Annotated in this window: 21 protein-coding genes and 1 pseudogene; 11 read left to right on the top strand and 11 right to left on the bottom strand. The window is 61.2% G+C overall.

The features are described from left to right. The first annotated feature begins 205 nt into the window (after nucleotides 1-205). From rpiB to AB4O23_RS20295, 3 genes are all read left to right on the top strand, one after another. Nucleotides 206-667: a ribose 5-phosphate isomerase B gene (gene rpiB / locus AB4O23_RS20305; RefSeq protein WP_017527999.1), complete on the top strand. Its 462-nt coding sequence runs from the start codon at nucleotides 206-208 to the stop codon at nucleotides 665-667. 63 nt (nucleotides 668-730) lie between these two features. After that, nucleotides 731-1,711, top strand: a complete 981-nt coding sequence (locus AB4O23_RS20300; RefSeq protein WP_017527998.1) for a sugar-binding transcriptional regulator — start codon at nucleotides 731-733, stop codon at nucleotides 1,709-1,711. A 313-nt stretch (nucleotides 1,712-2,024) separates the two neighbouring features. After that, the gene (locus AB4O23_RS20295) at nucleotides 2,025-3,590 is read left to right on the top strand and encodes a TerC family protein (RefSeq protein ID WP_065878344.1); all 1,566 of its coding nucleotides are present in this window, start codon (nucleotides 2,025-2,027) and stop codon (nucleotides 3,588-3,590) included. Nucleotides 3,591-3,684: 94 nt separating this feature from the next. On the opposite strand, the pseudogene AB4O23_RS20290 reads toward AB4O23_RS20295, so the two are convergent. Further along, nucleotides 3,685-3,903 (bottom strand): annotated as a pseudogene (locus AB4O23_RS20290) (thioredoxin family protein); the annotation flags it as partial. Nucleotides 3,904-4,311: 408 nt separating this feature from the next. Here AB4O23_RS20290 and AB4O23_RS20285 point away from each other — a divergent pair. From AB4O23_RS20285 to AB4O23_RS20250, 8 genes are all read left to right on the top strand, one after another. Beyond that, nucleotides 4,312-5,160, top strand: a complete 849-nt coding sequence (locus AB4O23_RS20285) for a transporter substrate-binding domain-containing protein (protein WP_017527995.1) — start codon at nucleotides 4,312-4,314, stop codon at nucleotides 5,158-5,160. A gap of 52 nt (nucleotides 5,161-5,212) precedes the next feature. Continuing rightward, the gene (locus AB4O23_RS20280) at nucleotides 5,213-5,875 is read left to right on the top strand and encodes an amino acid ABC transporter permease (protein WP_017527994.1); all 663 of its coding nucleotides are present in this window, start codon (nucleotides 5,213-5,215) and stop codon (nucleotides 5,873-5,875) included. A gap of 11 nt (nucleotides 5,876-5,886) precedes the next feature. Next, the gene (locus AB4O23_RS20275) at nucleotides 5,887-6,549 is read left to right on the top strand and encodes an amino acid ABC transporter permease (RefSeq protein ID WP_017527993.1); all 663 of its coding nucleotides are present in this window, start codon (nucleotides 5,887-5,889) and stop codon (nucleotides 6,547-6,549) included. Beyond that, complete coding sequence (locus AB4O23_RS20270) at nucleotides 6,546-7,328, top strand: amino acid ABC transporter ATP-binding protein (RefSeq protein WP_017527992.1); 783 nt, start codon at nucleotides 6,546-6,548, stop codon at nucleotides 7,326-7,328. The genes AB4O23_RS20275 and AB4O23_RS20270 overlap by 4 nt, the downstream gene beginning before the upstream one ends. Before the next feature lie 15 nt (nucleotides 7,329-7,343). After that, complete coding sequence (locus AB4O23_RS20265; protein WP_017527991.1) at nucleotides 7,344-7,733, top strand: RidA family protein; 390 nt, start codon at nucleotides 7,344-7,346, stop codon at nucleotides 7,731-7,733. A gap of 166 nt (nucleotides 7,734-7,899) precedes the next feature. Further along, nucleotides 7,900-8,664 (top strand): IclR family transcriptional regulator, encoded by a 765-nt coding sequence (locus tag AB4O23_RS20260; RefSeq protein WP_017527990.1) that lies wholly within the window; start codon nucleotides 7,900-7,902, stop codon nucleotides 8,662-8,664. Nucleotides 8,665-8,673: 9 nt separating this feature from the next. Then, the gene (locus AB4O23_RS20255) at nucleotides 8,674-9,882 is read left to right on the top strand and encodes an amino acid deaminase (protein ID WP_065878352.1); all 1,209 of its coding nucleotides are present in this window, start codon (nucleotides 8,674-8,676) and stop codon (nucleotides 9,880-9,882) included. Nucleotides 9,883-9,927: 45 nt separating this feature from the next. Then, the gene (locus AB4O23_RS20250) at nucleotides 9,928-10,833 is read left to right on the top strand and encodes a sugar kinase (protein ID WP_137220263.1); all 906 of its coding nucleotides are present in this window, start codon (nucleotides 9,928-9,930) and stop codon (nucleotides 10,831-10,833) included. 39 nt (nucleotides 10,834-10,872) lie between these two features. Here the strand turns inward: AB4O23_RS20250 and AB4O23_RS20245 are convergent, their stop codons facing one another. From AB4O23_RS20245 to AB4O23_RS20200, 10 genes are all read right to left on the bottom strand, one after another. Continuing rightward, a complete protein-coding gene (locus AB4O23_RS20245; protein ID WP_003174397.1) occupies nucleotides 10,873-11,148 on the bottom strand; it encodes a peptidylprolyl isomerase in 276 nt (91 codons plus the stop codon). A 31-nt stretch (nucleotides 11,149-11,179) separates the two neighbouring features. Next, complete coding sequence (locus AB4O23_RS20240; RefSeq protein WP_460069256.1) at nucleotides 11,180-13,729, bottom strand: PAS domain-containing protein; 2,550 nt, start codon at nucleotides 13,727-13,729, stop codon at nucleotides 11,180-11,182. A gap of 140 nt (nucleotides 13,730-13,869) precedes the next feature. Next, a complete protein-coding gene (locus AB4O23_RS20235; protein ID WP_017527986.1) occupies nucleotides 13,870-15,822 on the bottom strand; it encodes an acetoacetate--CoA ligase in 1,953 nt (650 codons plus the stop codon). A gap of 72 nt (nucleotides 15,823-15,894) precedes the next feature. Beyond that, nucleotides 15,895-16,668, bottom strand: a complete 774-nt coding sequence (locus AB4O23_RS20230) for a 3-hydroxybutyrate dehydrogenase (protein WP_068934770.1) — start codon at nucleotides 16,666-16,668, stop codon at nucleotides 15,895-15,897. 7 nt (nucleotides 16,669-16,675) lie between these two features. Beyond that, nucleotides 16,676-18,067: a GntP family permease gene (locus tag AB4O23_RS20225; RefSeq protein ID WP_017527984.1), complete on the bottom strand. Its 1,392-nt coding sequence runs from the start codon at nucleotides 18,065-18,067 to the stop codon at nucleotides 16,676-16,678. Between the two features lie 287 nt (nucleotides 18,068-18,354). Beyond that, on the bottom strand, nucleotides 18,355-19,758 hold the full coding sequence (locus AB4O23_RS20220; RefSeq protein WP_065878360.1) for a sigma-54 interaction domain-containing protein: 1,404 nt from the start codon (nucleotides 19,756-19,758) through the stop codon (nucleotides 18,355-18,357). After that, on the bottom strand, nucleotides 19,755-21,329 hold the full coding sequence (locus AB4O23_RS20215) for an ABC transporter ATP-binding protein (RefSeq protein ID WP_065878363.1): 1,575 nt from the start codon (nucleotides 21,327-21,329) through the stop codon (nucleotides 19,755-19,757). Before AB4O23_RS20215 ends, AB4O23_RS20220 begins: the two co-directional genes overlap by 4 nt. Before the next feature lie 10 nt (nucleotides 21,330-21,339). Next, on the bottom strand, nucleotides 21,340-22,362 hold the full coding sequence (locus AB4O23_RS20210; RefSeq protein WP_017527981.1) for an ABC transporter permease: 1,023 nt from the start codon (nucleotides 22,360-22,362) through the stop codon (nucleotides 21,340-21,342). After that, nucleotides 22,362-23,423, bottom strand: coding sequence for a microcin C ABC transporter permease YejB (locus AB4O23_RS20205; RefSeq protein ID WP_017527980.1), 1,062 nt, complete (start codon nucleotides 23,421-23,423; stop codon nucleotides 22,362-22,364). Before AB4O23_RS20205 ends, AB4O23_RS20210 begins: the two co-directional genes overlap by 1 nt. Continuing rightward, entirely contained in the window at nucleotides 23,423-25,282 is a 1,860-nt protein-coding gene (locus AB4O23_RS20200) for an extracellular solute-binding protein (RefSeq protein WP_065878365.1), read from the bottom strand. Before AB4O23_RS20200 ends, AB4O23_RS20205 begins: the two co-directional genes overlap by 1 nt. Nucleotides 25,283-25,288 lie beyond the last annotated feature (6 nt).

The raw sequence follows: 25,288 nt of genomic DNA, 5'->3' as shown, positions 1-25,288 counted from the left end.
TCTGATCAGTCAATCCCTTTCATGTAAAAGCTACAATTCTGATGAATTGGGTCAATAAGGCCCCCTTTAGACGGATTTGACCGCCGAGTCAGTGAAAACATGCTTGACAGTGGCTGTAAGATGCCTGAGAAATGACTGAGCAAAATTTCATTGATTGATCATATGATCGGTCTTGGGCACGATCACGGCAGTGGAGCCAGACGCCATGAACACACCTTTTGCGGTGGCTATCGGATGCGATGAAGCGGGTTTTGAGCTCAAGGAGCTGTTGAAGCGCCACATCGAGGCGCTGGGCTATCCGGTGACCGACTTCGGCACCCATTCCACGGCGCCGGTGTTGTACCCGGACATTGCGCTGGCGGTGGCCAATGCGATCAATAACGGGCAGCAGCGGCTCGGCGTACTGGTGTGCGGCACCGGTATCGGCATGGCTATTTCAGCCAACAAGGTGTTGGGCATTCGCGCGGCCCAGGCTCACGACACCTACTCGGCCGAGCGTGCGCGCAAGAGTAACGATGCGCAGATTCTGTCCATCGGCGCGCGGGTGATCGGCGCCGAGCTGGCCAAGAGCATCGTCAAATCGTTCCTGGAGTCTGAGTTCGAAGCGGCGCGTTCCGGGGCCAAGGTTGAGCGCATCAATGCGATCGAGCGTGATGGGCATCAGTAGTGGACGTAACAGGGCAAGAGTCGGGAGAATGCGCCTTTGACGCCGAAACGGAAGCCCGTCCCCATGAGTGACAGTACCCAGCGCATTGCCAGCGATATCGATCAGATGACCGAAGTGGCGATGCTCTATTACCTCGAGAACGTCACTCAGGAAGCCATCGCCAAGCGCTTCGACCTGTCGCGCGCGAAAGTCAGCCGCTTGCTCAAGCGCGCGCGCGATGAGGGGATTGTCGAGGTGCGTGTGTTGCAGCATCCGGCAATGAACAACGAGCTGGAGCGGGCGTTGGTGGAGCGCTTCAAGCTGGATCGCGCGCTGATCGCCGTCGATCACAGCGACCCCGACACCCAGCGCTCGGCCGTCGCCAGCCTGGTGGCGAATTACCTGAACAAGACCTTGAGTGACGGCATGATCGTCGCCGTGGGCATGGGCCGCAACGTCGGGGCCGTTGCCGATAATGTGTTCTTGCCGGTGACGCGCAACTGTACGTTTGTTTGCGCCATCGGCGGCTCGCTCAAGGCGGGCGAATACATGAACCCTGACCACATCTGCCGTCGCCTGGCCCTGCGTTTTGGCGGTGAAAGTGAAAGCCTGTACGCCCCGGCCCTGGTGGCCAACCCGGAACTGCGCGGCGTGTTGATCAACAACGATACGGTGCGCTCGACCCTGGACCGTGCGCGCCGGGCGGATATTGCGCTGATCGGCATCGGCGACATGAGCGAAAACAGCAACATGGTGCGCATGGGGTGGTTCTCGCCGCAGGAAATCGCCCAGGCGCGGTTGTCCGGCACCGTGGGCGACATGATGGGCTATGACTTTATCGACATTCATGGCCAGCCGGCGGTCAACGCCATCCAGGGGCGAGTGATCGGCTTGACGGTGCAAGAGTTGTTTCGGATTCCCGACGTGGTGGCGATTGCCAGTGAGAACACCAAGGCGGCGGCGACGCTGGGGGCTTTGCGCTCGGGGGTGATCAATACCCTCGCAACCACCGTCACGAATGCCCACACCATTTTGGCGTTGGACGACGCCACCCGAAAATCCTGATTCAACAGGGGATCACAGTGTGGGAAGGGGCAAGCCCTCGTACGTTGTGATCATCCGCTGCTTATAGAGACAGGTTTTGTAGTAGTTTTGCGTTGTAGGACATTTGTATTTCGCCTGTACGATTCAAGTCCTTTTCCCATCGCAGGACTTGCATGAACACCCTCTCGGAGCCTCCCAGTCGTCTTTTCCCAAGACACCCGCTGTCGCTGTTCCAGCTGAAGCATCCCGTATTCCGTCTACTCATCCTGTCCCGGTCCACTGATCGCGCATTGCTGTGTCTGGCATTCTGAACATCGTTAAAGAGGCTTTATAAATGGAATGGTTAGCGGACCCAACGGCCTGGCTCGGCCTGTTGACGTTGATTGTGCTGGAACTGGTGCTGGGCATCGACAACCTGGTGTTTATCGCGATCCTGGCCGACAAGTTGCCGCCGGAACAGCGCGACCGTGCGCGGTTGATCGGTTTGTCCCTGGCGCTGTTGATGCGCCTGGGCCTGCTGGCGAGTATTTCCTGGCTGGTGACCCTTACCCAGCCGCTGTTCGAAGTGTTCGACAAGAGCTTCTCCGGCCGTGACCTGATCATGCTGTTTGGCGGTGTGTTCCTGCTGTTCAAGGCCACCATGGAGCTGCACGAACGCCTTGAAGGTCATGTGGCGCAGCGCGCGGGCAATGTGGCTTACGCGATGTTCTGGCCGATCGTGGCGCAGATCGTGGTGCTCGATGCGGTGTTCTCGCTGGATGCGGTGATTACCGCGGTGGGCATGGTCGATGAACTGGCGGTGATGATGATCGCGGTGATCATTTCCATTGGCCTGATGATCGTCGCCAGCAAACCGCTGACGCGCTTCGTCAATGCTCATCCCACGGTGATCATGCTGTGCCTGGGCTTTTTGATGATGATCGGTTTTGCCCTGACTGCCGAGGGCCTGGGCTTTCATATTCCCAAGGGTTATCTGTACGCGGCGATTGGTTTCTCGATCCTGATCGAGGTGTTCAACCAGATTGCTCGCGCTCGTCGCAAAAAGTCGGCGCAGGGTGTGTTGCCGGTGCGTGAGCGAACCGCCCATGCGGTGATGCGCTTGCTGGGCGGTCGCAGCCTGGCGGTGGAAGAAGTGGGCGAGGAGGTGGCCGACCTTCTGGGTGAGACGGATGCGGCGCAAGGCCCGCTGTTTGACCGTCGTGAGCGGGTGATGATCAGCGGTGTGCTGCAATTGGCTGAGCGGCCGATCCGCAGCCTGATGACGCCGCGGGCCAAGGTCGACTTCATCGACCTGACGGACGATGCCGATTCGATTCGTCTGAAGCTGATGCATTCGTCCTACTCGCGCTTGCCGCTGATCCGTAATGGCGCGGTGGATGAGCCCTTGGGTTTTGTGCACAAAAAAGAGTTGCTCAAGGCGTGCCTGGCCGGCAACGAGCTGAACCTGGAGCACCTGGCGCGCCGCGCGATCAACCTGCTGGAGAGCTTCTCGATCCTCAATGCTCTGGAGCAGATGCGCCAGGAGTCGACCCATATCGCCTTTGTGATCAATGAATTCGGGGATTTCATGGGCGTATTGAGCATGACCGACATCCTTGAGTCCATCGCCGGTGAGTTACCGGATGCCAGTGAGATCGAGGGGCCGGATATTGTCGAGGAAGGCGGTGGCTTCCGTGCCAACGGCGCCTTGAACCTCAATCAAGTGCGTCAGCGTACCGGCTTCAAGGCGGTCGCGACCCAGGATTATCAAACCCTGGCAGGGTTGGTAGTGAGTCTGCTAGATCGCCTGCCAAGGGTGGGCGACAGCCTGGAACATGAGGGCTGGCGCTTGACGGTTGCGGCGGTGGAGGAGCGACGGGTGACACAGGTGGCGTTAGTACCGTTGGCGCATAGTCACTGAATACTTCCTCCAGGATCGCTTCCTGTTCCTGCGGTTCACCGATGCCCTTGAGGTTTTCTACCTCAAGGGCATTTTTGTACACCACCAGGGTAGGGGTTCCGTCCACGCCGTCGATTCTCGGGGTTTGGCTGGTGTCCAGCAGCAGGCTTTTGACGCGGTCGGCGTACCGTTCGGCAACGCGGTGGAAGCGTGGACCAAGCCCGAGACATGCCTGGCAGTACGGTGAGGTAAACAGCACGATGACCAGCGTGTGTTTCTTCAGGATCCGATGGTACTCATCAAGGTCCTTGATAACCGAAGTGATTACGCCCATGAGAACCTCCTTGTGCACCCGGCTTTAATGTTGTCGTGGGTACGCTAAGTCACAGGATTCCCAGCGTCTACTGTCAACCTTCACAGGTAGACGCGCTCGCGTTGTCATTTTGCGGGGCCAACCGCCAATTCAGCCCGAGGAAGTTTCCATGGGCGGTCATGCCCGGTAACGGGGCGGTGATGCACCTCCGTGGCGCTGTCACCCCTGCGTGGGGCCTTCGGTAGCAATTTGATTTCAGATGCTGGCGCAACGCCTCATCTCCTGGCTCCGTCCATCTAGCTGATTAGAAACGAGTTTATGACGACGATAGGTTGCCCTTCAGATGTGTGGCACACTTTCTGCTGTCTATTCCGTTGTTACATACTAAGTTCCGTTATAGCGGAATACACAACCCTTGGAGTGCTTGTCATGCATCACCGACCTTCCGTGTTCAAAGCGTGTGTTTTTCTCTTCGCCGCATCGGCTTCCCTCGCAGGCATCGTGCAGGCGGCGGACAGCAAGCTCGATAACGTGCTCAAGCGTGGGCACCTGATCGTGGGTACAGGCAGTACCAATGCGCCGTGGCACTTCCAGGGAGCGGATGGCAAGTTGCAAGGGTTCGATATCGACATCGGTCGCATCGTGGCCAAGGGGTTGTTCAATGACCCGTCCAAGGTCGAGTTTGTGGTGCAGTCGTCCGACGCACGTATTCCCAACCTGCTGACCGACAAGGTCGACATGAGTTGCCAGTTCATTACCGTCACCGCCAGCCGTGCGCAGCAAGTGGCGTTCACCCTGCCGTACTACCGCGAAGGGGTGGGCCTGCTGCTACCGGCCAACAGCAAATACAAAGAGATTGAAGACCTGCAGGCCGCCGGCGACGGCGTTACCGTGGCCGTGCTGCAAAACGTGTATGCCGAAGAACTGGTGCACCAGGCGCTGCCCAAGGCCAAGGTCGACCAGTACGACAGCGTCGACCTGATGTACCAGGCCGTGAACTCCGGCCGCGCCGATGCAGCCGCCACCGACCAGTCCTCGGTCAAATACCTGATGGTGCAGAACCCCGGCCGTTACCGCAGCCCGGCCTACGCCTGGAGCCCGCAAACCTATGCGTGCGCAGTCAAGCGTGGCGACCAGGATTGGCTGAACTTCGTCAATACCGCCCTGCATGAAGCCATGACCGGTGTGGAATTCCCCACCTACAAGGCCTCGTTCAAGCAATGGTTTGGCGTTGATCTGCCCGAGCCGGCGATTGGTTTCCCTGTTGAATTCAAGTGATTCGGACTAACCGGGGCGCCCGTCAGGGCGCCCCAATCAGGTACTGCTGACCATGAACTACCAGTTGAACTTTGCCGCCGTGTGGCGCGATTTCGACACCTTGCTGGCGGGGCTCGGCCTGGGCCTGCAACTGGCTGTGCTGTCGATCGCCATCGGTTGCGTGATCGGCCTGCTGATGGCCTTCGCCATGCTGTCCCGGCACCGCGCCTTGCGCCTCTTCGCCTCGGTGTATGTGACGGTGATCCGCAATACGCCGATCCTGGTGCTGATCCTGTTGATCTACTTCGCCTTGCCCAGCCTGGGGGTCCGGCTGGACAAGATCCCCTCGTTCATCATCACCTTGTCGCTCTACGCCGGTGCCTACCTGACCGAAGTATTCCGCGCCGGGCTGTTGAATATTCCCAAGGGGCTGCGTGAAGCCGGGCTGGCGATTGGCCTCGGTGAGTGGCGTATCCGCGCTTATATCACCGTGCCGGTGATGCTGCGCAACGTGCTGCCCGCGCTGTCGAACAACTTTATCTCGCTGTTCAAGGACACCTCGCTGGCCGCTGCCATCGCGGTGCCCGAACTGACGTATTACGCCCGCAAGATCAACGTTGAAAGCTACCGGGTAATTGAAACCTGGCTGGTCACGACCGCGCTCTACGTGGCGGCCTGTTACCTCATTGCCATGCTGCTCCGTTACTTGGAACAGCGTCTGGCGATCCGTCGTTAAGGAGGGTTTGCATGTACGAGTCTCCCAGTTGGCTGCATGAGTTGTGGATCGCCCGGGACACCCTCTGGGCGGGGTTTCAAACCAGCATTTATTGTTCGGCGCTGGCGATTATCTTCGGCACTCTGATCGGTATTTTTGCCGGGCTGGTGCTGACCTACGGCACATTCTGGATGCGTGCGCCGTTTCGTCTTTACGTGGATCTGATCCGTGGCACGCCGGTGTTTGTGCTGGTGCTGGCCTGTTTCTACATGCTGCCGGCCCTCGGTTGGCAGATCAGCGCATTCCAGGCCGGTGCGGTCGGTCTGACCTTATTCTGTGGCTCCCACGTCTCGGAAATCGTGCGCGGCGCGCTGCAAGCCATTCCCCGTGGGCAGTTGGAAGCGGGCAAGGCGATTGGCCTGACGTTTCGCCAATCCCTGGCCTACGTATTGTTGCCCCAGGCGCTGCGCCAGATCCTGCCGACCTGGGTCAATTCCTCCACGGAAATCGTCAAGGCCTCGACCCTGCTCTCGGTGATCGGCGTGGCCGAGTTGCTGCTGAGCACCCAACAGGTGATCGCGCGCACCTTCATGACCCTGGAGTTCTACCTGTTCGCCGGCTTCATGTTCTTTGTCATCAACTACGCCATCGAGTTATTCGGGCGCTACATAGAAAAACGGGTGGCCTTGCCATGAACCAACCTCAAACAACCGAGCCGCTGCTGAACATTTGCGGTTTGCGTAAACAATACGGCGCGGTCGAAGTGCTCAAGGGCGTCGACCTGTCGATGCAGCGCGGCAACGTGGTGACCTTGATCGGCTCCAGCGGCTCGGGCAAGACCACGTTGTTGCGTTGCGTCAACCTGCTGGAAGAATTCCAGGGCGGCCGGATCACCCTGGACGGCGAGTCCATCGGCTACAGCGATATCGGTGGCAAGCGCGTGCGTCACCCGGAGCGCGTGATTGCCCAACACCGTGCGATGACCGGCATGGCGTTCCAGCAGTTCAACCTGTTTCCGCATTTGACCGCGTTGCAAAACGTCACCCTGGGCCTGCTCAAAGTCAAAAAAATGGGCAAGGATGAGGCGGTGGCGTTGGCCGAAAAATGGCTGGACCGCGTCGGCTTGCTGGAACGTCGCAACCACTTCCCCGGCCAGTTGTCCGGCGGCCAGCAACAGCGGGTGGCGATTGCCCGCGCCATTGCCATGAACCCCAGCCTGATGCTGTTCGACGAAGTCACCTCAGCCCTCGACCCGGAATTGGTCGGGGAGGTACTCAGCGTCATCAAGGGGCTGGCGGAAGAGGGCATGACCATGTTGCTGGTTACCCACGAAATGCGTTTTGCCTATGAAGTTTCAGACAAGATCGTGTTCATGAACCAGGGGCGTATCGAGGAGCAGGGGTCGTCGAAAGACATATTCGAACGGCCGCAGTCGCCGCGCCTGGCGGAATTTTTGAAGAATATTCGTTTTTAATCAGGAGCATTTTTTATGAGCATCACTCGTTACGGTGCCGGTAGCACTGCCGGCGGCGGTCAGCCGCGCCCTTTCGCCCGCGCGGTGGAGGCGGACGGTTGGTTGTACGTCTCAGGTCAGGTGCCTGCGGTGGACGGTGAAATCATCACCGGCGGCATCATCGAACAAACCCGGCAGACTATGCGCAATGTGGTAGCGATCCTCGAAGAAGCCGGCTACGAACTCAAGGACGTGGTGCGCGTGGGCGTGTGGCTCGAAGACCCGCGGGACTTCTGGAGTTTCAACAAGGTGTTCGGCGAATACTTCAGCCCCGAGCACGCCCCGGCGCGGGCCTGTGTGCAGGCCAACATGATGGTCGATTGCAAGGTCGAGATCGATTGCGTGGCCTACAAGAAAAAGGGCTAAATTGCCCGACTCTTGAAAGCACGGCAAATCAAGTGTGGGAGGGGCAAGCCCCCGATGAGGGGGTGTCAATGAATGCATCTGACACTGACCCACCGCTATCGGGAGCAAGCCCCCTCCCACAGGGTTCACTGTGCAGCACAACCCTTTTACCGGACCGAAAACTGTCATGACCGAAGACACCATCAAACGCCGCGCCAAAGGCCTGGACCGTGCATTCGATATCCTCGATTTCCTCAAGGAGATCGGCCAGCCCCTGCGTCCGAATGATATTGCCAGTGGCATCGGCAGCCCCAAGTCCACCGTCTACGAACTGGTCGCTTCCTTGTTGGAGCGGCGCATCCTGGAAACCGTGGGCAAGGACGGCCACGTGTACCTGGGCCGCCAGCTGTACTTTCTCGGCCAGGCGCACTTGCGCCACTTCGACCTGACCCGCGAGGCCGACCACGCCTTGCAGGAAATCGTCAGCCAAACCCACGAAACCGCGCAGATGTGCCTGCTCAACGGGCGCAAATACACCGTGGCGCTGATGCGCGAAGGTGAGCGGCATTTCCGGATTTCCTCGGACATCGGCGAAAACGCACCGATTCCGTGGACCGCCTCCGGGCGCCTGTTGCTGGGGCACTTGAGCGACCAGCAGATTGTCGAGCTGATCGACCCCGACGATTTCATCCTGCCGGACGGCCAGCGCTTGGCGCTGGACACGTTCCTGGCGCAAATCCGTCAGGCCACCCTCGATGGGTTCTTCTCCTTCGACAGCGTGGCCGACACCTTTACCCATTGCTTTGCCGCCCCGGTGCGGGACGCGCAGGGCGTCAGCATCGCGACCCTGTGCATTGTCGCGCCACGCGCCGACGCGATTAAAAATTACAACGACTATCGCCGGGTGTTGATCGACAGCGCCAACAACCTGGCCCGTCGCATCAACGAATAGGAGTTTTCCATGTCCGCCATCAACGCCGTTGAAAAAGGCGCCGCTACCCTCGGTGCACACCTGGTCCGTGACGTCAGCTTGCCGGCCCTGGTCCTGCATCGCGAGGCGCTGGAGCACAACATCCGTTGGATGCAGGATTTTGTCAGCAACAGCGGCGCCCAGTTGGCGCCCCATGGCAAGACCAGCATGATGCCGGCGCTATTCCAGCGCCAACTTGAGGCAGGTGCCTGGGGTATCACGCTGGCCAACGCGGTACAGACCCGCGCCGCCTATGCCGGTGGTGTGCGTCGTGTATTGATGGCCAACCAACTGGTGGGCGCGCCGAACATGGCGTTGATTGCCGAGTTGCTGGCCGACGAGGCGTTTGACTTCCATTGCATGGTCGATCACCCGGACAACGTCGCCGATCTTGGGCGGTTCTTCGCCGCCCGTGGCCTGCGCCTGAACGTGATGATCGAATACGGTGTGGTCGGCGGCCGTTGCGGTTGCCGCAGTGAACAGCAAGTGCGCGACCTGGCCAAGGCGATCAAGGCCCAACCGGCCCTGGCCCTCACCGGCATTGAAGGCTATGAAGGGGTGATCCATGGCGAGCACGCCATCAGTGGCATTCGCGACTTCGCCGCGAGCCTGGTGCGTCTGGCGGTAGACCTGCAAAACAGCGGTTCTTTCGACTTGCCCAAGCCGATCATCACCGCGTCGGGGTCGGCCTGGTACGACCTGATCGCTGAGTCGTTTGAGCAGCAGAACGCTGCCGGCCGTTTCCTCAGCGTACTGCGCCCCGGCAGTTATGTGGCCCATGACCACGGCATCTACAAAGACGCGCAATGCTGCGTGCTCGACCGCCGCACTGATCTCAACGAAGGCCTGCGCCCAGCGCTGGAAGTCTGGGCGCATGTGCAATCGTTGCCTGAGCCTGGCTTTGCGGTGATCGCCATGGGCAAGCGCGATGTGGCTTACGACGCCGGCTTGCCGGTGCCACTCAAGCGTTACAAGGCCGGGATCGTGCCGGCCGAAGGCGATGATGTCAGCGCGTGCAAGGTCACGGCGGTGATGGATCAGCACGCGTTCATGGTGGTGGCGCCGGGGGTCGAGTTGCGGGTCGGCGACATTATGTCCTTCGGTACTTCCCACCCATGCCTGACGTTCGATAAGTGGCAGGTGGGGTGCCTGGTGGATTCAGAGTTGCGCGTGATCGAAAGCCTGCATACCTGCTTCTAGACCGAGTCGCGCAGCGGCCACCCGCCACACCAGAGATCACAAGGCATGAACACAAACCCGCGCATCGCCCTGATCGGCGAATGCATGATCGAACTGCAACACCGCGCCGACGGCAGCCTGCAGCAAAGCTTCGGTGGCGACACCCTGAATACGGCGGTGTACCTGCGCCGCGAGCTGGGCGCTATCGGCAGCGTCGACTACGTCACCGCCTTGGGCGATGACAGTTTCAGCGACGCCATGTGCCGGCAGTGGGCCGACGAGGGCCTGGGGCTGGAAAGGGTCCAGCGCCTGCCTGGGCGGCTGCCCGGTTTGTACTGCATCCAGACCGATGCCGGCGGCGAACGTAAATTCCTGTACTGGCGCAACGAGGCCGCCGTGCGCGAGTGCTTCACTACGCCTGCGGCTGAACCCATTCTGGCGGCGTTACCGGGTTACGACGTGGTGTATTTGAGCGGCATCACCCTGGCGGTAATCGGCGAAGTCGGGCGTGAGCGCTTGCTGCTGGCCTTGATTGAGGCCCGTCGGCGCGGTGCCAAGGTGGTGTTCGACAACAATTACCGGCCGCGCTTGTGGGCCAGTGTCGAGGCGGCGCGCGCGGCGTATCGCCCAGTGCTGGCCGAGGTGGATATCGCCTTGCTGACCGAGGACGACGAGCAGGCGCTGTTTGGTTTTGCCGACAGCGAGCAGGTGTTTGCGGCGTACCCGGAGATTGCCGAAGTGGTGCTCAAGCGCGGCGCGAATGAATGCCTGATCCGTTGCAATGCCGAGCACTTTGCTGTGCCGGCATTGAAGGTCGAGAGGGTAGTGGATACGACGGCGGCGGGGGATTCGTTCAGTGCGGCGTATGTGGCCAGTCGGCTCAAGGGCGGTTCGCCAGAGGAGGCGGCTTTGGCGGGGCATCGGCTGGCGAGTCGGGTGATTCAGGTGCGGGGGGCGTTGATACCGAGGTGAATGGCTGCCTGCTCCGATAGCGGCTCTAAAGCCAACCCCTCAGTCGCGGTAAAACACCTGCACCAGGTGATACCCGAACTTGCTCTTGATCGGCCCGTGCACCACTTTGACCGGTTTCTTGAAGATCACCGCATCAATGGCCCCCACCATCTGCCCAGGCCGCACTTCACCCAAATCCCCGCCGCGCTTGCCGGAGGGGCAGGTGGAGTACTTCTTGGCCAGCACATCAAAGGCTTCACCCTTGGCGATGCGCTGCTTGAGCTGTTCAGCTTCTTCGCTGGTTTTTACCAGGATGTGACGGGCTTGGGCTTTCATAAGGCTCTACCAGGTAGGCGACGGCGCGCGATTATGCCTGAACTGAATCATCGGCGTTGATCATGCTGCGGATTTTAGTGGCGAGCAGGTCAATCGAAAACGGCTTGGCCACCATGTCCATGCCGTCTTCCAGGAAGCCCTGGCGCTCGGCGGCTTTTTCGGCGTAGCCGGTCATGAACAATACCTTGAGGCCAGGTCGACGCTGGCGGGCGATTTCCGCCAGTTGTCGGCCATTCATCCCCGGCAGACCCACATCGGTCACCAGCAAGTCCACGCGCAGGTCCGACTCCAGCAGTGGCAATGCGGTGCGCGAGTCCGCTGCCTGATGAGCGGTGTAGCCGAGTTCGTCGAGCACATTCACCACCAGCATGCGCACCGCCGGGTCGTCCTCCACCACCACCACGGCTTCACCGGCCAATGCCACCGGCGCTTCGCCGAGGCTGGCGGGCAGGCTGCTCTCCAGCGCGGTGCCGTGCAGGCGCGGCAGGTACAGGCGCACGCAGGTGCCCTGGCCCGGTTCGCTCTGGATGGTCACGTGGCCGCCGGACTGCTGGGCAAAGCCGTAGATCATCGACAGCCCCAGGCCGGTGCCCTGGCCGATGGGTTTGGTGGTGAAGAACGGGTCGAACGCCTTGGCCAGGATCTTCGGCGCCATGCCACTGCCGTTGTCGCACACGCCGAGCATCACGTAGTCGCCGACCTTGACCGGTTCGAGGGTGGTGATGTCGGTGCCGTCCAGGTAACTGTTGGCGGTTTCGATCAGCAGCTCACCGCCATCCGGCATGGCATCGCGGGCGTTGATGACCAGGTTGAGCAGGGCGTTTTCCAATTGGCTGGCATCGGTGTTGACCGGCCAGATGTCTTGGCCCAGTTGCACCTTGAGCGTGATGTGCGCGCCTTTGGTGCGCTGGAACAGGTCCTCCAGGGACGCTACCAATTGGTTTGGGTCCAGTGGCTGGCGATCCAGCGACTGGCGCCGCGAGAAGGCCAGCAGGCGGTGGGTGAGGGCGGCTGCGCGATGGGCCGAAGACACGGCGGCATCGGTAAAACGGCCGATTTCCTCACTGCGCCCGGCGGCGATATAGCGCTGCATCAGGTCGAGGCTGCCGATAATCCCGGTGAGCATGTTGTTGAAGTCGTGGGCAATACCGCCTGTGAGCTGGCCCACGGCTTCCATTTTTTGCGCATGGCGCAATGCGTCTTCGGCGCGCTCACGTTCGTACATTTCGTTTTGCAGGCGCTGGTTGGCTTCGGCCAGCGCCTGGGTGCGCTGGGCCACGCGTTCTTCGAGGTTCTCGTTGAGATGGCGCAGGGCTTCTTCGGTGAGTTTGCGTTCGGTCTCATCGATCACAAAAATGTAAAAGCCATTGACCGAGCCGTCATTGCTGAAGCGCGGCAGGTACTTCATCAGCGCATGGCGCGGCCGCCCGTCGCGATGAGGGGTGACCGTCAGGAAACTGCACGCCTTGCCCTTGAGCGCCGCGGCGATCTTGTCTGCGCGCCCGGCATACACCTCATCGCCCAGCACTTCACGGATGGTCTTGCCGTACAGCTCCTGAGGCGTCATGCCGTACCACTCGAGATAGGCACTATTGTTCAGACGAAAACGTTGTTCGTGGTCGACGTAACCGATCAGCACCGGCATGGCGTTGATGATCAGCTGCAATTCGGTCTGGCTCTGGCGCAGGGCCTGTTCGGTGTTCTTGCGTTCGGTGAGGTCCAGCGCGGCACCTAAAAAGCGCGCCGGGCGACCGTGGCGGTCCTGGTAGCAACGCCCGCGCGCAAACACCCAGCGCACTTGGCCGTCGGCTTGCAACAGGCGGTATTCCTCGGCGTATTCGGTGCCGTGGGTGATGCAGTGCTTGATGCTGCGCGCCACCGTGCCACGGTCTTCGGGGTGGACGCCGTGCAGGTAATCGCTGATCGGCAGCAGGCCGGCGTCGCTGGGGTGAACGCCATGCAGATACGCGAAGTGGGCATCGGCAATAAAGCGGTCTTCGCCGATATCCCAGTCCCAGGTGCCCACGGCGTCGGTGGCCGCCAGGGCAAGTTGCAGGCGTTGCTCGGTGTTGTGCTGGGCCTTGAGGCTGTCTTCGGAGCGTTGCTGCAGTTCAAGGGTTTTACTGCGACGTTCGTTGGTTTCGATGGCGGTGACCAGAATACCCGCCACATCGCCGCTTTCATCGCGAACCGGGCTGTAGGTCAGGTCGAGCCAGATCTCGGTGTCGCGGTGATCGCGTTGCAGCACAAACCGCTGCTCGCTGAAGGTGCGCACCTGGCCGGTGAGCACGGCCTCGTAGATCGGTGCCGTGAAGCTCTCCAGCTCCGGCCACGTCTGGTGCGCCGGCTGGCCCATGGCCTCGGGGTGCTTGTTGCCCGCCAGCAAGGCGAAACCATCGTTGTAGAGTTGGATGAGTTGGCTGCCCCACAGCAGGAGCATCGGCATCGGCGAGTGGACGACGATGTCCACGGCGGTGCGCAGGCTTTGCGGCCAGTCATTGGCCTCACCGAGCGGGCTTCGTGCCCAGTCCAGCCGTGCAATCAACGCTGCGGCTTCGCTAACGGTGGATGTTTCCTTCATAAAAAGCCCTGAGCGTAACGCTTTGAAAAATGACAACACTCATTATCCCGTGAGTCGGGAATGAGTGACTACCCCCAAAAAATAGCACGCATTTGGGGGTTTTCTTCAAAGGAGTGCCGGTGGGCTGAAACCTTTCATCTTCACGCCAGCTCGGGGCGGTTGCGAAACTCCTCCAGCGCCTGCGGGTTGGCCAGGGCGTCGGTGTTTTTCACCGGCTCGCCGTGTACCACGTTGCGCACCGCCAGTTCGACGATCTTGCCGCTGAGGGTGCGGGGGATATCCGTGACCGCGACGATCTTGGCCGGTACATGGCGAGGGGTGGTGTTGGCGCGGATCACCTGGCGGATCTGCTGCTCCAGCGCATCATCCAGCGCAACCCCGTCATCGAGGCGCACAAACAGCACCACGCGCACATCGTCCTGCCAGCGTTGGCCGATGGCCAGGCTTTCCAGCACCTGCGGGACTTTGTCCACCTGGCGATAGATCTCCGCCGTGCCGATGCGCACGCCGCCGGGGTTGAGCACCGCGTCGGAGCGTCCGTGGATCAACAGGCTGCCGTTCGGGCGTTGCTCGGCGTAGTCGCCCTGGGCCCAGACGCCGGGGAATTGGCTGAAATAGGACGCGCGCAGCTGCTTTTGATTCGGGTCGTTCCACAAACCGATGGGCATGGCCGGGAAATGCCGGGTACACACCAGTTCGCCTTTTTCACCGATCAAGGGGTGGCCCTGGTCGTCCCACACCTCGATCGCCATCGCCAGGCTCTTGCACTGCATTTCGCCGCGCCGTACCGGCAACACCGGGTTGCCGATCACAAAACAGGAGACGATATCGGTGCCGCCGGACATCGATGACAAACACAGCTCGGCCTTGATTTCGCGGTACACGTAGTCATAGCTCTGCGGCGACAGCGGCGAGCCGGTGGAAATCAGCGTCTTCAGGCTGCTCAAGTCATGGCTGCGGCGCGGTTGCAGCCCGGCTTTTTCCAGGGTGGCGAGGAACTTGGGGCTGGTGCCGAACACGCTGATCCTTTCGGCATCGATCAGGTCGATCAAGCGCTCGGGGCCTGGGTGAAACGGCGAGCCGTCATACAGCACCGCCGTGGCGCCGATCGCCAGCACCGACACCAGCCAGTTCCACATCATCCAGCCGCAGGTGGTGTAGTAGAACAGGCAGTCCTCCCTCGACAAATCGGCATGCAGGCCGTGTTCCTTCAGGTGCGTGAGCAGCACGCCGCCGGTGCCGTGGATGATGCATTTGGGCACGCCGGTGGTGCCGCTGGAGTAGAGGATGTACAGCGGATGGTCGAACGGTACCGCGACGAATTCGGGCTCGCCGCCGGCTTGGTAAAAATCAGCCCACAGCGCCACGTTCGCCTGGGTGTGGTAGTCCTCGACCCGCGCCTGGGGCCGCGCATACGGCAGCACAATCAATTGCTCCAGGGACGGCAGCCGGTCGAGGATCTCATTGAGTTTGCGGCTTTGGTCGATGGTTTTACCGGCATAGCGGTAACCGGCACAGGTGATCAGCACCTTGGGCTCGATTTGACCGAAACGGTCGATGACACCCTGGGTGCCGAAGTCCGGCGAGGAACACGACCAGATCGCGCCCAAACCGGTGGTGGCGAGCATGCCGACCAGGGTTTGCCAAGTGTTGGGCATGCACGCCGCCACGCGGTCGCCCAGGGTGACACCGGCTGCGCGCAGGCTGCGCTGTAAACCGGCGACGTGCTGGGCCAGTTCGGCGTAGGTGAGTTGTTCGCGCTGGCCGTCTTCGCTGATCGCAACCACGGCCGCATGCTCATCGCGCCGACGCAGCAGGTGTTCGGCAAAGTTCAGGGTCGCGCCGGGAAACCACTGCGCGCTGGGCATCTCAAGGTCTTCGACCAGCACTGCGCTGGGCGGGCTGCGAAACTGTACGTCGAAGAACGCTACGATGGCGCGCCAGAAGTCGGGACGCTGGTCGATGCTCCACTGGTGCAGGGCGGGGTAGTCATTGAGCTGCACGTTGTGGCGGTTGTTGATGAAGCGCCGGAACTGGTCCATTCGGCTGTTGGCAATGCGTTCCGGGGAGGGTTGCCAGAGGATGTCGGACATAAGCGAAGTCTCTTTTCTTGTGCAGGTCTTCCAAGCACTGGAATTCTTATGTGGGAGGGGCGGTGTTTGGTCTTATTGGGCCAGCCAACCACCATCGATATTCCACGCGGCCCCACGCACCTGGGCGCCGGCCTCACTGCACAAAAACAACACCAACTCACCCAATTGCGGCGGCGTCACGAACTCCAGCGACGGCTGCTTTTCGGCCAGCAAATCATGCTGCGCCTGTTGCGGGGCCACGCCCGTGGCGATGCGGTCATCGATCTGCTTCTGCACCAGCGGCGTCAGCACCCAGCCCGGGCAAATAGCATTACAGGTCACATTGCTGGTGGCCGTCTCCAGGCCTACCACTTTGGTCAGGCCGATCACGCCATGCTTGGCCGCCACATAGGCGGCCTTGCCCACGGAGCCGACCTGGCCGTGCACCGAGGCAATATTGACGATACGCCCCCAGCCCTTGGCCTTCATGCCCGGCAGGCTCAAGCGTGTGCTGTGGAACACCGAAGAAAGGTTGATGGCAATGATCGAGTCCCAACGTTCGGCCGGGAAGTCTTCCACGGCGGCCACGTGCTGGATCCCCGCATTGTTGACCAGGATGTCCACGCCGCCGAATTCGCGCTCGGCGTAGGCGAGCATGTCGGCGATTTGCGCCGGGTCACTGACATCCGCCGGGTGATGCCCGACCTTGCCGCCAAACGCCTGCACTTGGGCGATCACCGCACTGGCATCGCCGAAGCCGTTGAGAATCAGGTTGGCGCCGGCCTTGGCCAGGCTGAGGGCGATCCCCAGGCCGATGCCGCTGGTGGAACCGGTGACCAGCGCGGTCTTGCCGTTCAATGTCGTCATACAAACCTCACACAATGCCGGTGGCATAGAAAGTAGCGATCACCACGAACACCGCAAGCGTCTTGATGATCGTGATGCCAAAAATATCCTTGTAGGCTTCGCGGTGGGTCAGCCCGGTGACCGCGAGCAAGGTGATCACCGCGCCGTTGTGGGGCAGGGTGTCCATGCCGCCGCTGGCCATGGCCGCGACCCGGTGCAGCACTTCAAGAGGAATATTGGCCGCGTGGGCCGCCGAAATAAAACTCTCGGACATGGCCGCCAAGGCGATGCTCATGCCGCCCGAGGCGGAACCGGTGATGCCCGCCAACAGGGTCACGGTAATCGCTTCGTTGACCAGCGGGTTGGGGATGCCCTTGAGCCAGTCCGCCAGCACCAGAAAGCCCGGCAGCGAGGCAATCACCGCGCCAAAGCCGTACTCCGAAGCGGTGTTCATCGCCGCCAGCAGCGCACCGCTGACCGCACTTTTACTGCCCTCGGCCAGCTTGCTCTTGATCGCCGAAAAGCCGAACACCAGCACCACGATAATCCCCACCAGCAACGCCGCCTGCACCGCCCAGATCGCGGTGAGCTTGGCGATATCTGTGGTCACCGGGGTGCTCATGCCCGGCAGGCTGAGGCTATGGGTCTTGCCGTACCACAGCGGGATCCAGCGGGTGAACAACAGGTTCATCACGCCGACCAGGATCAGTGGCGACAGCGCGACCCATGGGTTGGGCAGGCTCAGGTTTTCGGCGGTTTCCGGTTCGTTGCGCAGTTCGGTGCCATAGCCCTCGCCGGCGCGCTGCGCCTTGTTGCGTTGGCGTGCCAGGTAGAGCATGCCGGCGCAGAACACGAAAACCGTACCGATCAAGCCCAGCCAAGGCGCAGCCCAGGCGGTGGTGTTGAAGAAGGTGCTGGGGATGATGTTCTGGATCTGCGGCGTGCCGGGCAGGGCGTCCATGGTGAACGAAAACGCACCGAGGGCGATGGTCGCCGGGATCAGGCGCTTGGGGATATTGCTCTGGCGGAACATCTCCGCCGCGAACGGGTACACCGCAAACACCACCACAAACAGCGACACGCCGCCGTAGGTGAGCAGGGCGCAGACCAGCACGATCACCAGCATCGCCTGGCGCGTGCCGAGCAAGCGGATCGCGGCCGCGACAATCGAGCGCGAAAAGCCCGACAGCTCGATCAGCTTGCCGAACACCGCACCGAGCAGGAACACCGGGAAATACAGTTTGATGAACCCGACCATTTTCTCCATGAATACCCCCGTAAAGGCCGGGGCAACGGCGGACGGGTCGGTGAGCAGCACGGCGCCGAGGGCGGCGATGGGGGCGAACAGGATAACGCTATAGCCACGGTAGGCAGCCAGCATCAGCAGCGCCAGGGCTGCCAGGGCAATGATCACACTCATGGTGTGTCTCCAGATTGGATTGTTATTTTTGTGGGATGGTGCTTTGGGGAGGGCTATAGCGAGATTTGTGCCAGTTAGTTAACGTATTGATATTAAAAGGTATTTTTCGGTACTTCGAAGCGATCTCGAAAGAATATCTCATTTTAGAGACATGCATGAATCAACTGTGGGAGGGGGCTTGCTCCCAATTGCGGTGGGTCAGCTAGCTAATACAGTGACTTTCATACCGCTATCGGGAGCAAGCGTCCTCCCACAGGGTTTGTCTTTATATGGAGAATTTAGTCTCTTTACTGAGAATCGTTGATGCCCAGTGCGACCATTTTCTTGTACAGGGTCGACCGCCCCAGCCCCAACCGGTTGGCAGCCTCCACCACATTCCCCTCACAAGCCTTGAGCGCCGCCGCGATCACTTGCCGGTCGAAGCGCTCCCGCGCCGCCATAAACGTTTCGCCCTCAACCGGCGCCACGCCAGTGCCGCGTTCCACCGGGCTGAACGTGCCAATCGCCGCGCGAATCTCTCCCGCATTCAACACCAGGTCATCACTTAACAATGCGGCACGCTCCAACACGTTGCGCAACTCGCGGATATTCCCCGGCCACGCATGTTGCGCGAGCAGGGCCAGCGCTTCGCGATCCAGTTCATGCTGGCTGCGCAACTCTTCCAGGATCGCCTCGCTCAACGCAGGAATATCCTCCAAACGCTCACGCAGCGGCGGCACCTGGATCGGCAGCACATTCAGGCGGTAATACAAGTCCGCGCGGAACTCGCCACGTTTGATCGCCGCTTCCAGGTCCATCGACGTGGCAGCAATCACCCGCACATCGCTGTGCAGCATTTCGTTGGAGCCGACCGGCTCGAACTCCTTCTCCTGCAATACCCGCAGCAGCTTGCTTTGCAGCGGCAAGGGCATGTCGCCGATTTCATCGAGAAACAGCGTGCCGCCCTGGGCGATCTGAAACTTGCCGGGACGCCCTTTGCGGTCGGCGCCGGTAAACGCACCGGGCGCAGTGCCGAAAAATTCGGCCTCCAACAGATCATGGGGAATGGCGGCACTGTTGATGCTGACGAAAGCTTTGTGGGCGCGCGGCGATGCACCATGAATGGCCTGGGCGAGCAGTTCTTTACCGGTGCCGGTTTCCCCCAGCAGCAGCACCGGCGACTCGGCGCTCGCGCTGCGCCGGGCGCGGCGCTTGACTTCGAGGCTGGCGGCGCTGGTGCCGATAAAGTGCGCGAAATTGTATTTGCTCTGGCGTGCGCGCAGCAGCGAGCGGGTAGAGGCCAGCTCCTGCTGCATGCTCAGGTAGCGCTCGATCAATGGCGACAGGTTGCGCAGTTCGTCGAACAGCGCAAAACCAATCGCCCCGATCACCTCGCCGGCATCGTCGTGGATCGGCAGGCGCATTACCACCAGCGGGCCTTTGGGCGTGTCCTGGATATCCAGCAAAATCGGCCGGTCGGTGCGCACGACCTGGCGCAACAGGCTGTTGGAGATCACCTGTTCGCACGCTTGGCCGATGGCTTCTTCGGCGCTTTTGAGGCCGAAGCGCTTGGCGTAGCGCTCGTTCATCCAGACGATATTCGCGTCACGGTCGACAATCACCGTGCCTTCGCTGGACTGCTCGATGATCTCGAACAGCGACTGGATGGCCAGCCCGCGAACGTGTTGGTAGTCCGTCAGGCGGCTGTTCATGTCGACAGCCCACACGCGGCGGCCAGCAGCTCCTGGGTGTAGGGATGCTGTGGCGATTCAAATACGGCATGGCTCGCGCCGTGCTCCACCACCTTGCCATCCTTGATCACGATCATGTCATGGGCCATGGCGCGCACCACCGCCAGGTCATGGCTGATGAACAAGTAGGTCAGGCCGTATTTTTCCTGAAGCTCACGCAACAGCGCGACCACCTGTTTTTGTACCGTGCGGTCCAGCGCGGAGGTCGGCTCATCCAACAGCATCAGCGCCGGCTTGAGTACCAAAGCGCGGGCGATGGCGATGCGCTGGCGCTGGCCTCCGGAAAACTCATGGGGGTAGCGGTGGCGGCTGGCCGGGTCGAGGCCCACATCCTTGAGCACCTGGATCACTTGGGCGTCGCGCTCGGCCAGGCTGCACGGCGCATGCACTTGCAGGCCTTCGCTGATGATCTGCTGCACCGACATGCGCGGGCTGAGGCTGCCGTAAGGGTCCTGGAACACCACCTGCATCTGCTTGCGCCACGGGCGCATCTGTTGGTGGTTGAGCGGGTCAAGGGCATGGCCCTGGAAGCGGATGCTGCCGGTGGAGTCGAGTAAACGCAGGATCGCCTGGCCCAGGGTGGACTTGCCCGAGCCGGACTCGCCGACAATCCCCAGGGTCTTGCCGCGCTGCACGCTGAGGCTGATGCCATTCACCGCGTGCAAATAGGTCTTGCGCCGAAACAGCCCGCCGCCGAGGGGGAAGTGCACGTTCAGGTCGTTGACTTCCAGCACGGTTTCGCGCGGGTCGGCACACAACACGTCGCCGGAAGGCTCGGCGTCCAGCAACAGACGGCTGTAGGGGTGTTGCGGTGCGGTGAACAAGGTCTCGCATGCGGCCTGCTCGACGATTTCGCCGGCGCGCATCACGCACACGCGTTGGGCAATGCTGCGCACCAGGTTGAGGTCATGGCTGATCAGCAACAGCGACATGCCCAGGCGTTGTTGCAGCGACTTGAGCAGCAACAGGATTTTGCGCTGCACGGTCACGTCCAGCGCGGTGGTGGGCTCGTCGGCGATCAGCAGTTCCGGCTCGCAGGCCAGGGCCATGGCGATCATCACCCGCTGGCGTTGGCCGCCGGACAACTGGTGCGGGTAGGCCTTGAGGCGTTCCTGGGGTTTCTGGATACCCACCAGTTCAAGCAGTTCGAGGATGCGCGCCTGCGCCGCCTTACCGCCCAGGCCCTTGTGCAGCAGCAGGGTTTCGCCGATTTGCTTTTCGATGCTGTGCAGCGGGTTTAGCGACGTCATCGGCTCCTGGAAAATCATTGCAATGCGGTTGCCGCGCAGTTTTTGCAGCGTGGCGGTGGATGCGCCGATCAACTCCTGTTCGCGATACTTGATGGAACCGGTGGTGTGGGTGCCGGCCTCGGGCAGCAGTTGCAGGATCGAATGGGCGGTGACTGACTTGCCCGAGCCGGACTCGCCCACCAGCGCCAAGCATTCGCCGGGGCGCACGTCCAGGCACAGGTTGCGCACCACGGTCTGGCCGCTGAAGGCGACGTTGAGGTCGCGTATTTCGATCAGGTTCATAGGGGCTCACTCATGAACGTGGGTCGAAGGCGTCACGCAACGCCTCGCCGATAAAGACCAGCAGCGACAGGATCAGCGCCAGGGTGAAAAACGCCGTCAAACCCAGCCAGGGCGCTTGCAGGTTCTGCTTGCCCTGGGCGATCAGCTCGCCCAGCGAGGCGCTGCCGGCGGGCATGCCGAACCCGAGGAAATCCAAGGCACTGAGGGTGGAAATCGCCCCGGTCAGGATAAACGGCAGGTAGCTCAACGTGGCGGTCATCGCATTGGGCAGGATGTGCCGACGGATGATCTTGCCATCGCCCAGGCCCAACGCGCGTGCCGCCTTGACGTACTCCAGGTTGCGCCCGCGCAGGAATTCGGCGCGCACCACGTCCACCAGCGCCAGCCAGGAAAACAGCGCCATGATCCCCAGTAACCACCAGAAGTTCGGCTCGACGAACCCTGACAGGATAATCAGCAGGTACAGCACCGGCAGGCCCGACCACACCTCCAGAACGCGCTGGCCGAGCAAGTCGACCCAGCCGCCGTAGTAACCCTGCAAGGCCCCGGCGGCAATGCCGATGGCCGCGCTGATCGCGGTGAGCGCCAAGGCGAACAGGATCGATACGCGCGCGCCGAAGATCACCCGTGCGAGCACATCGCGGGACTGATCATCGGTGCCCAGCCAGTTCACCGCTGAGGGCGGGCTGGGGGCAGGGCGGGTCAGTTCGTAGTTGGGCGTGTCGTCGCTGAACGGGATGGGTGGGAACAGCATCCAGCCACCGTCCTGCTTGATCAGCTTTTGCACGTAATCGCTGCGGTAATCCGCCTGAAAGGGCAACTGGCCGCCAAACTGCTGCTCGGTGTAGCGCTTGAATGCCGGGAAATACAGCGCGTTCTGGTAGCTGAGCACCAACGGTTTGTCGTTGGCGATCAACTCGCCGCCGAGGGTCAGGATAAACAGGCCGATAAACAGCCACAGCGACCACCAGCCCCGGCGGTTCTTCTTGAAACGCTCAAAACGCCGACGGGCCACGGGAGATAAATTGAGCATCAGGCGTTCCTCGCGGCGAAGTCGATACGCGGGTCCACCAGGGTGTAGCACAGATCACCGATCAGTTTTATCAAGAGGCCGAACAGGGTGAAGATAAATAGCGAACCAAACACCACCGGGTAATCCCGCGAAACGGCGGCTTCATAGCTCATGCGGCCCAGGCCATCGAGGGAGAAGATCACTTCAATCAACAGCGAGCCGGCGAAGAACACGCTGATGAACGCCTGGGGAATTCCGGAGATCACCAACAGCATGGCGTTACGGAACACATGACCGTACAGCACGCGCCGCTCGCTCAAGCCCTTGGCCCGCGCGGTGACCACGTACTGGCGGGTGATCTCATTGAGAAACGAGTTCTTGGTAAGGATGGTCAGCGTGGCGAACCCGCCGATCACCAGGGACGTCACCGGCAGCACCAGGTGCCAGAAGTAGTCGGCAATCTTGCCCACGGTGCTCAGCTCTTCGAAATTTTCCGAGACCAGGCCACGCACCGGGAACCAGTTCAGCGAGGTGCCACCGGCGAACACCACGATCAGGAACATCGCGAACAGGAACGCGGGCATCGCATAGCCGATCACGATCGCGGTGCTGCTCCACACGTCAAAGCTGCTGCCATGGCGCACCGCTTTGCGAATGCCCAGGGGGATCGACACCAGATAGGTGATCAGCGTGGCCCACAGGCCCAGGGAGATAGTGACGGGCATTTTTTCCAGGATCAGATCGATCACCGTCTTGCCACGGAAAAAACTGTTGCCGAAGTCCAGTTGAGCGTAGCTCTTGAGCATCAGCCACAGGCGTTCCGGCGCGGGCTTGTCGAAACCGTACTGTTTTTCGATGTCCTTGATCAGCTTTGGGTCCAGGCCACGGCTGGCGCGTGAACCACTGCTCACACCTTCGCCGGAAGAGCCGCCGACACCGCCGCCGCCAATCCCTTGCAGGTGGGCGATGGCCTGTTCCACCGGGCCACCGGGGGCGGCCTGCACGATCACGAAATTCACCAGCAGGATGATCACCAGGGTCGGGATGATCAGCAGCAGGCGGCGCACGATATAGGCAAACATCAGCGTGCCCCTCCGCGTTTTTTCAGCTCGGCGTTCATTTGCTCATGGGTCAGTGGCGTGGGGCTGATTTCCCACCAGGTTTCCAGGGCTTCGTCGTTCTTGGCCTCGATGGCCGGGCGACCGAAGCGGTTCCACCACGCGGCGGAGGTGCCGGGCGGGTAGTAATTGGGGATCCACAGGTAATTCCATTGCAGCACCCGGTCCAGGGCATGGGCGTAGGTGAGCATCTGCGCCTGGGTGTCCGCTTTGACCAGGCCCTTGATCAACGTGTCGACGGCGGGGTCCTTGAGCACCATGTAGTTGTTGGCGCCCGGATCGAAGGCTGCGCTTGAACCGAAATAGTTGTACAGCTCCATGCCTGGCGAGGTGGTGACCGGAAAACCGGTGACGATCATGTCGTAGTCCCGCGCCATCAAACGGTTGACGTACTGGGAGGAATCGATGCGACGGATGTTCAGGGTAATGCCGATCTGCGCCAGGTTGCGCTTGTAGGGCAGCAACAGGCGCTCAAGGCCCGCCTGGGCGTTGAGAAAGGTAAATTCCAACGGCTCACCTTCGGCATTTACCAACCGGTCACCGTCCGGTTTCCAGCCGGCCTCTTCCAGCAGCGCCAGTGCTTGCAATTGCTTGTCGCGGATCATGCCGCTGCCATCGGTGACCGGCGCCTTGAACACCTGGGTAAAGACTTCCTCGGGCACTTGCCCGCGCAACGGCTCGAGAATCGCCAGTTCTTCCTTCGTGGGCAACTGGCTGGCGGCCAACGGACTGTTGGAGAAAAAGCTCTGCTGGCGGATGTACATATTGCGCATCATCTGCCGGTTGGCCCATTCGAAGTCCCACAACATTGCCAGTGCCTGGCGTACGCGGCGGTCCTTGAACATCGGCTTCTGCACGTTGAACACATAGCCCTGGGCCGGTTGTGGCATTTCCTTGGCCAAATGCGCGCGTTGCAAGCGGCCATCGTCAAGGGCCGGCCCGTTGTAGCCGATGGAATAGCCGGTGGCGGAGAACTCACGGTTGAAATCGTAGGCGCCGCCGCGCAGTACCTGGCGAGCCACCTCGGTATCGCCGAAATACTCCAGGCTCAGGTGATCGAAGTTGTAAAGGCCGCGACTCACCGGCAGGTCCTTGCCCCACCAGTCCGGGTCGCGGGTAAACGTGATGGTGTTGCCGGCGTCGACTTTACTGACCTTGTACGGGCCGCTGCCCAGCGGCGCTTCGTAGCCGCCGCCATTGGCAAAATCGCGGGTTTTCCACCAGTGCTCGGGGAACACCGGCAGCGTGGCGATATCCAGGGGCAGGGTGCGGTTTTCATTGCTGGAAAAGTCGAAGCGCACTTGGCGCTTGCTTTCCACTTCAACGTGCTTTACGTCGGCGAACAACGTGCGAAAGCGCAGGCTGCCTTGGGTCATCAACACATCAAAGCTGTAGCGCACGTCTTCGGCGGTGATGGGCTTGCCGTCGGCAAAGCGCGCCTTGGGGTTCAGGTAGAAGCGCAGCGACAGGCCGTCATCGGCGCGATCCATCTTTTCGGCGACCAGGCCGTAGACCGTATAGGGTTCGTCCAGGGAGCGCAGGGCCAGGGGCGCATACAGCCAGCCATCGACCTGCGACACGCCGATACCTTTGTCTATATAGGGCAGCACATGGTCAAAACGCCCGATCTCAATCGCCGAGCGCCGCAGGCTGCCGCCCTTGGGGGCATTGGGGTTGGCATAGTCGAAATGGGTGAAACCGGCAGGGTACTTGGCCGCTTCGCCATACACCGTAAGGTACGGTTGTGGCGCCGCGATCACGGCGGCACTGGCCAGCAGCAGGGCGAGGGTGGAGCTCAATAGGGTCGAAAAGGCCAATCGCATTATCAG

The sequence above is a fragment of the Pseudomonas sp. H2_A10 genome, assembly GCF_054680085.1.
This window is presented reverse-complemented; position numbering and strand designations above follow the sequence as displayed.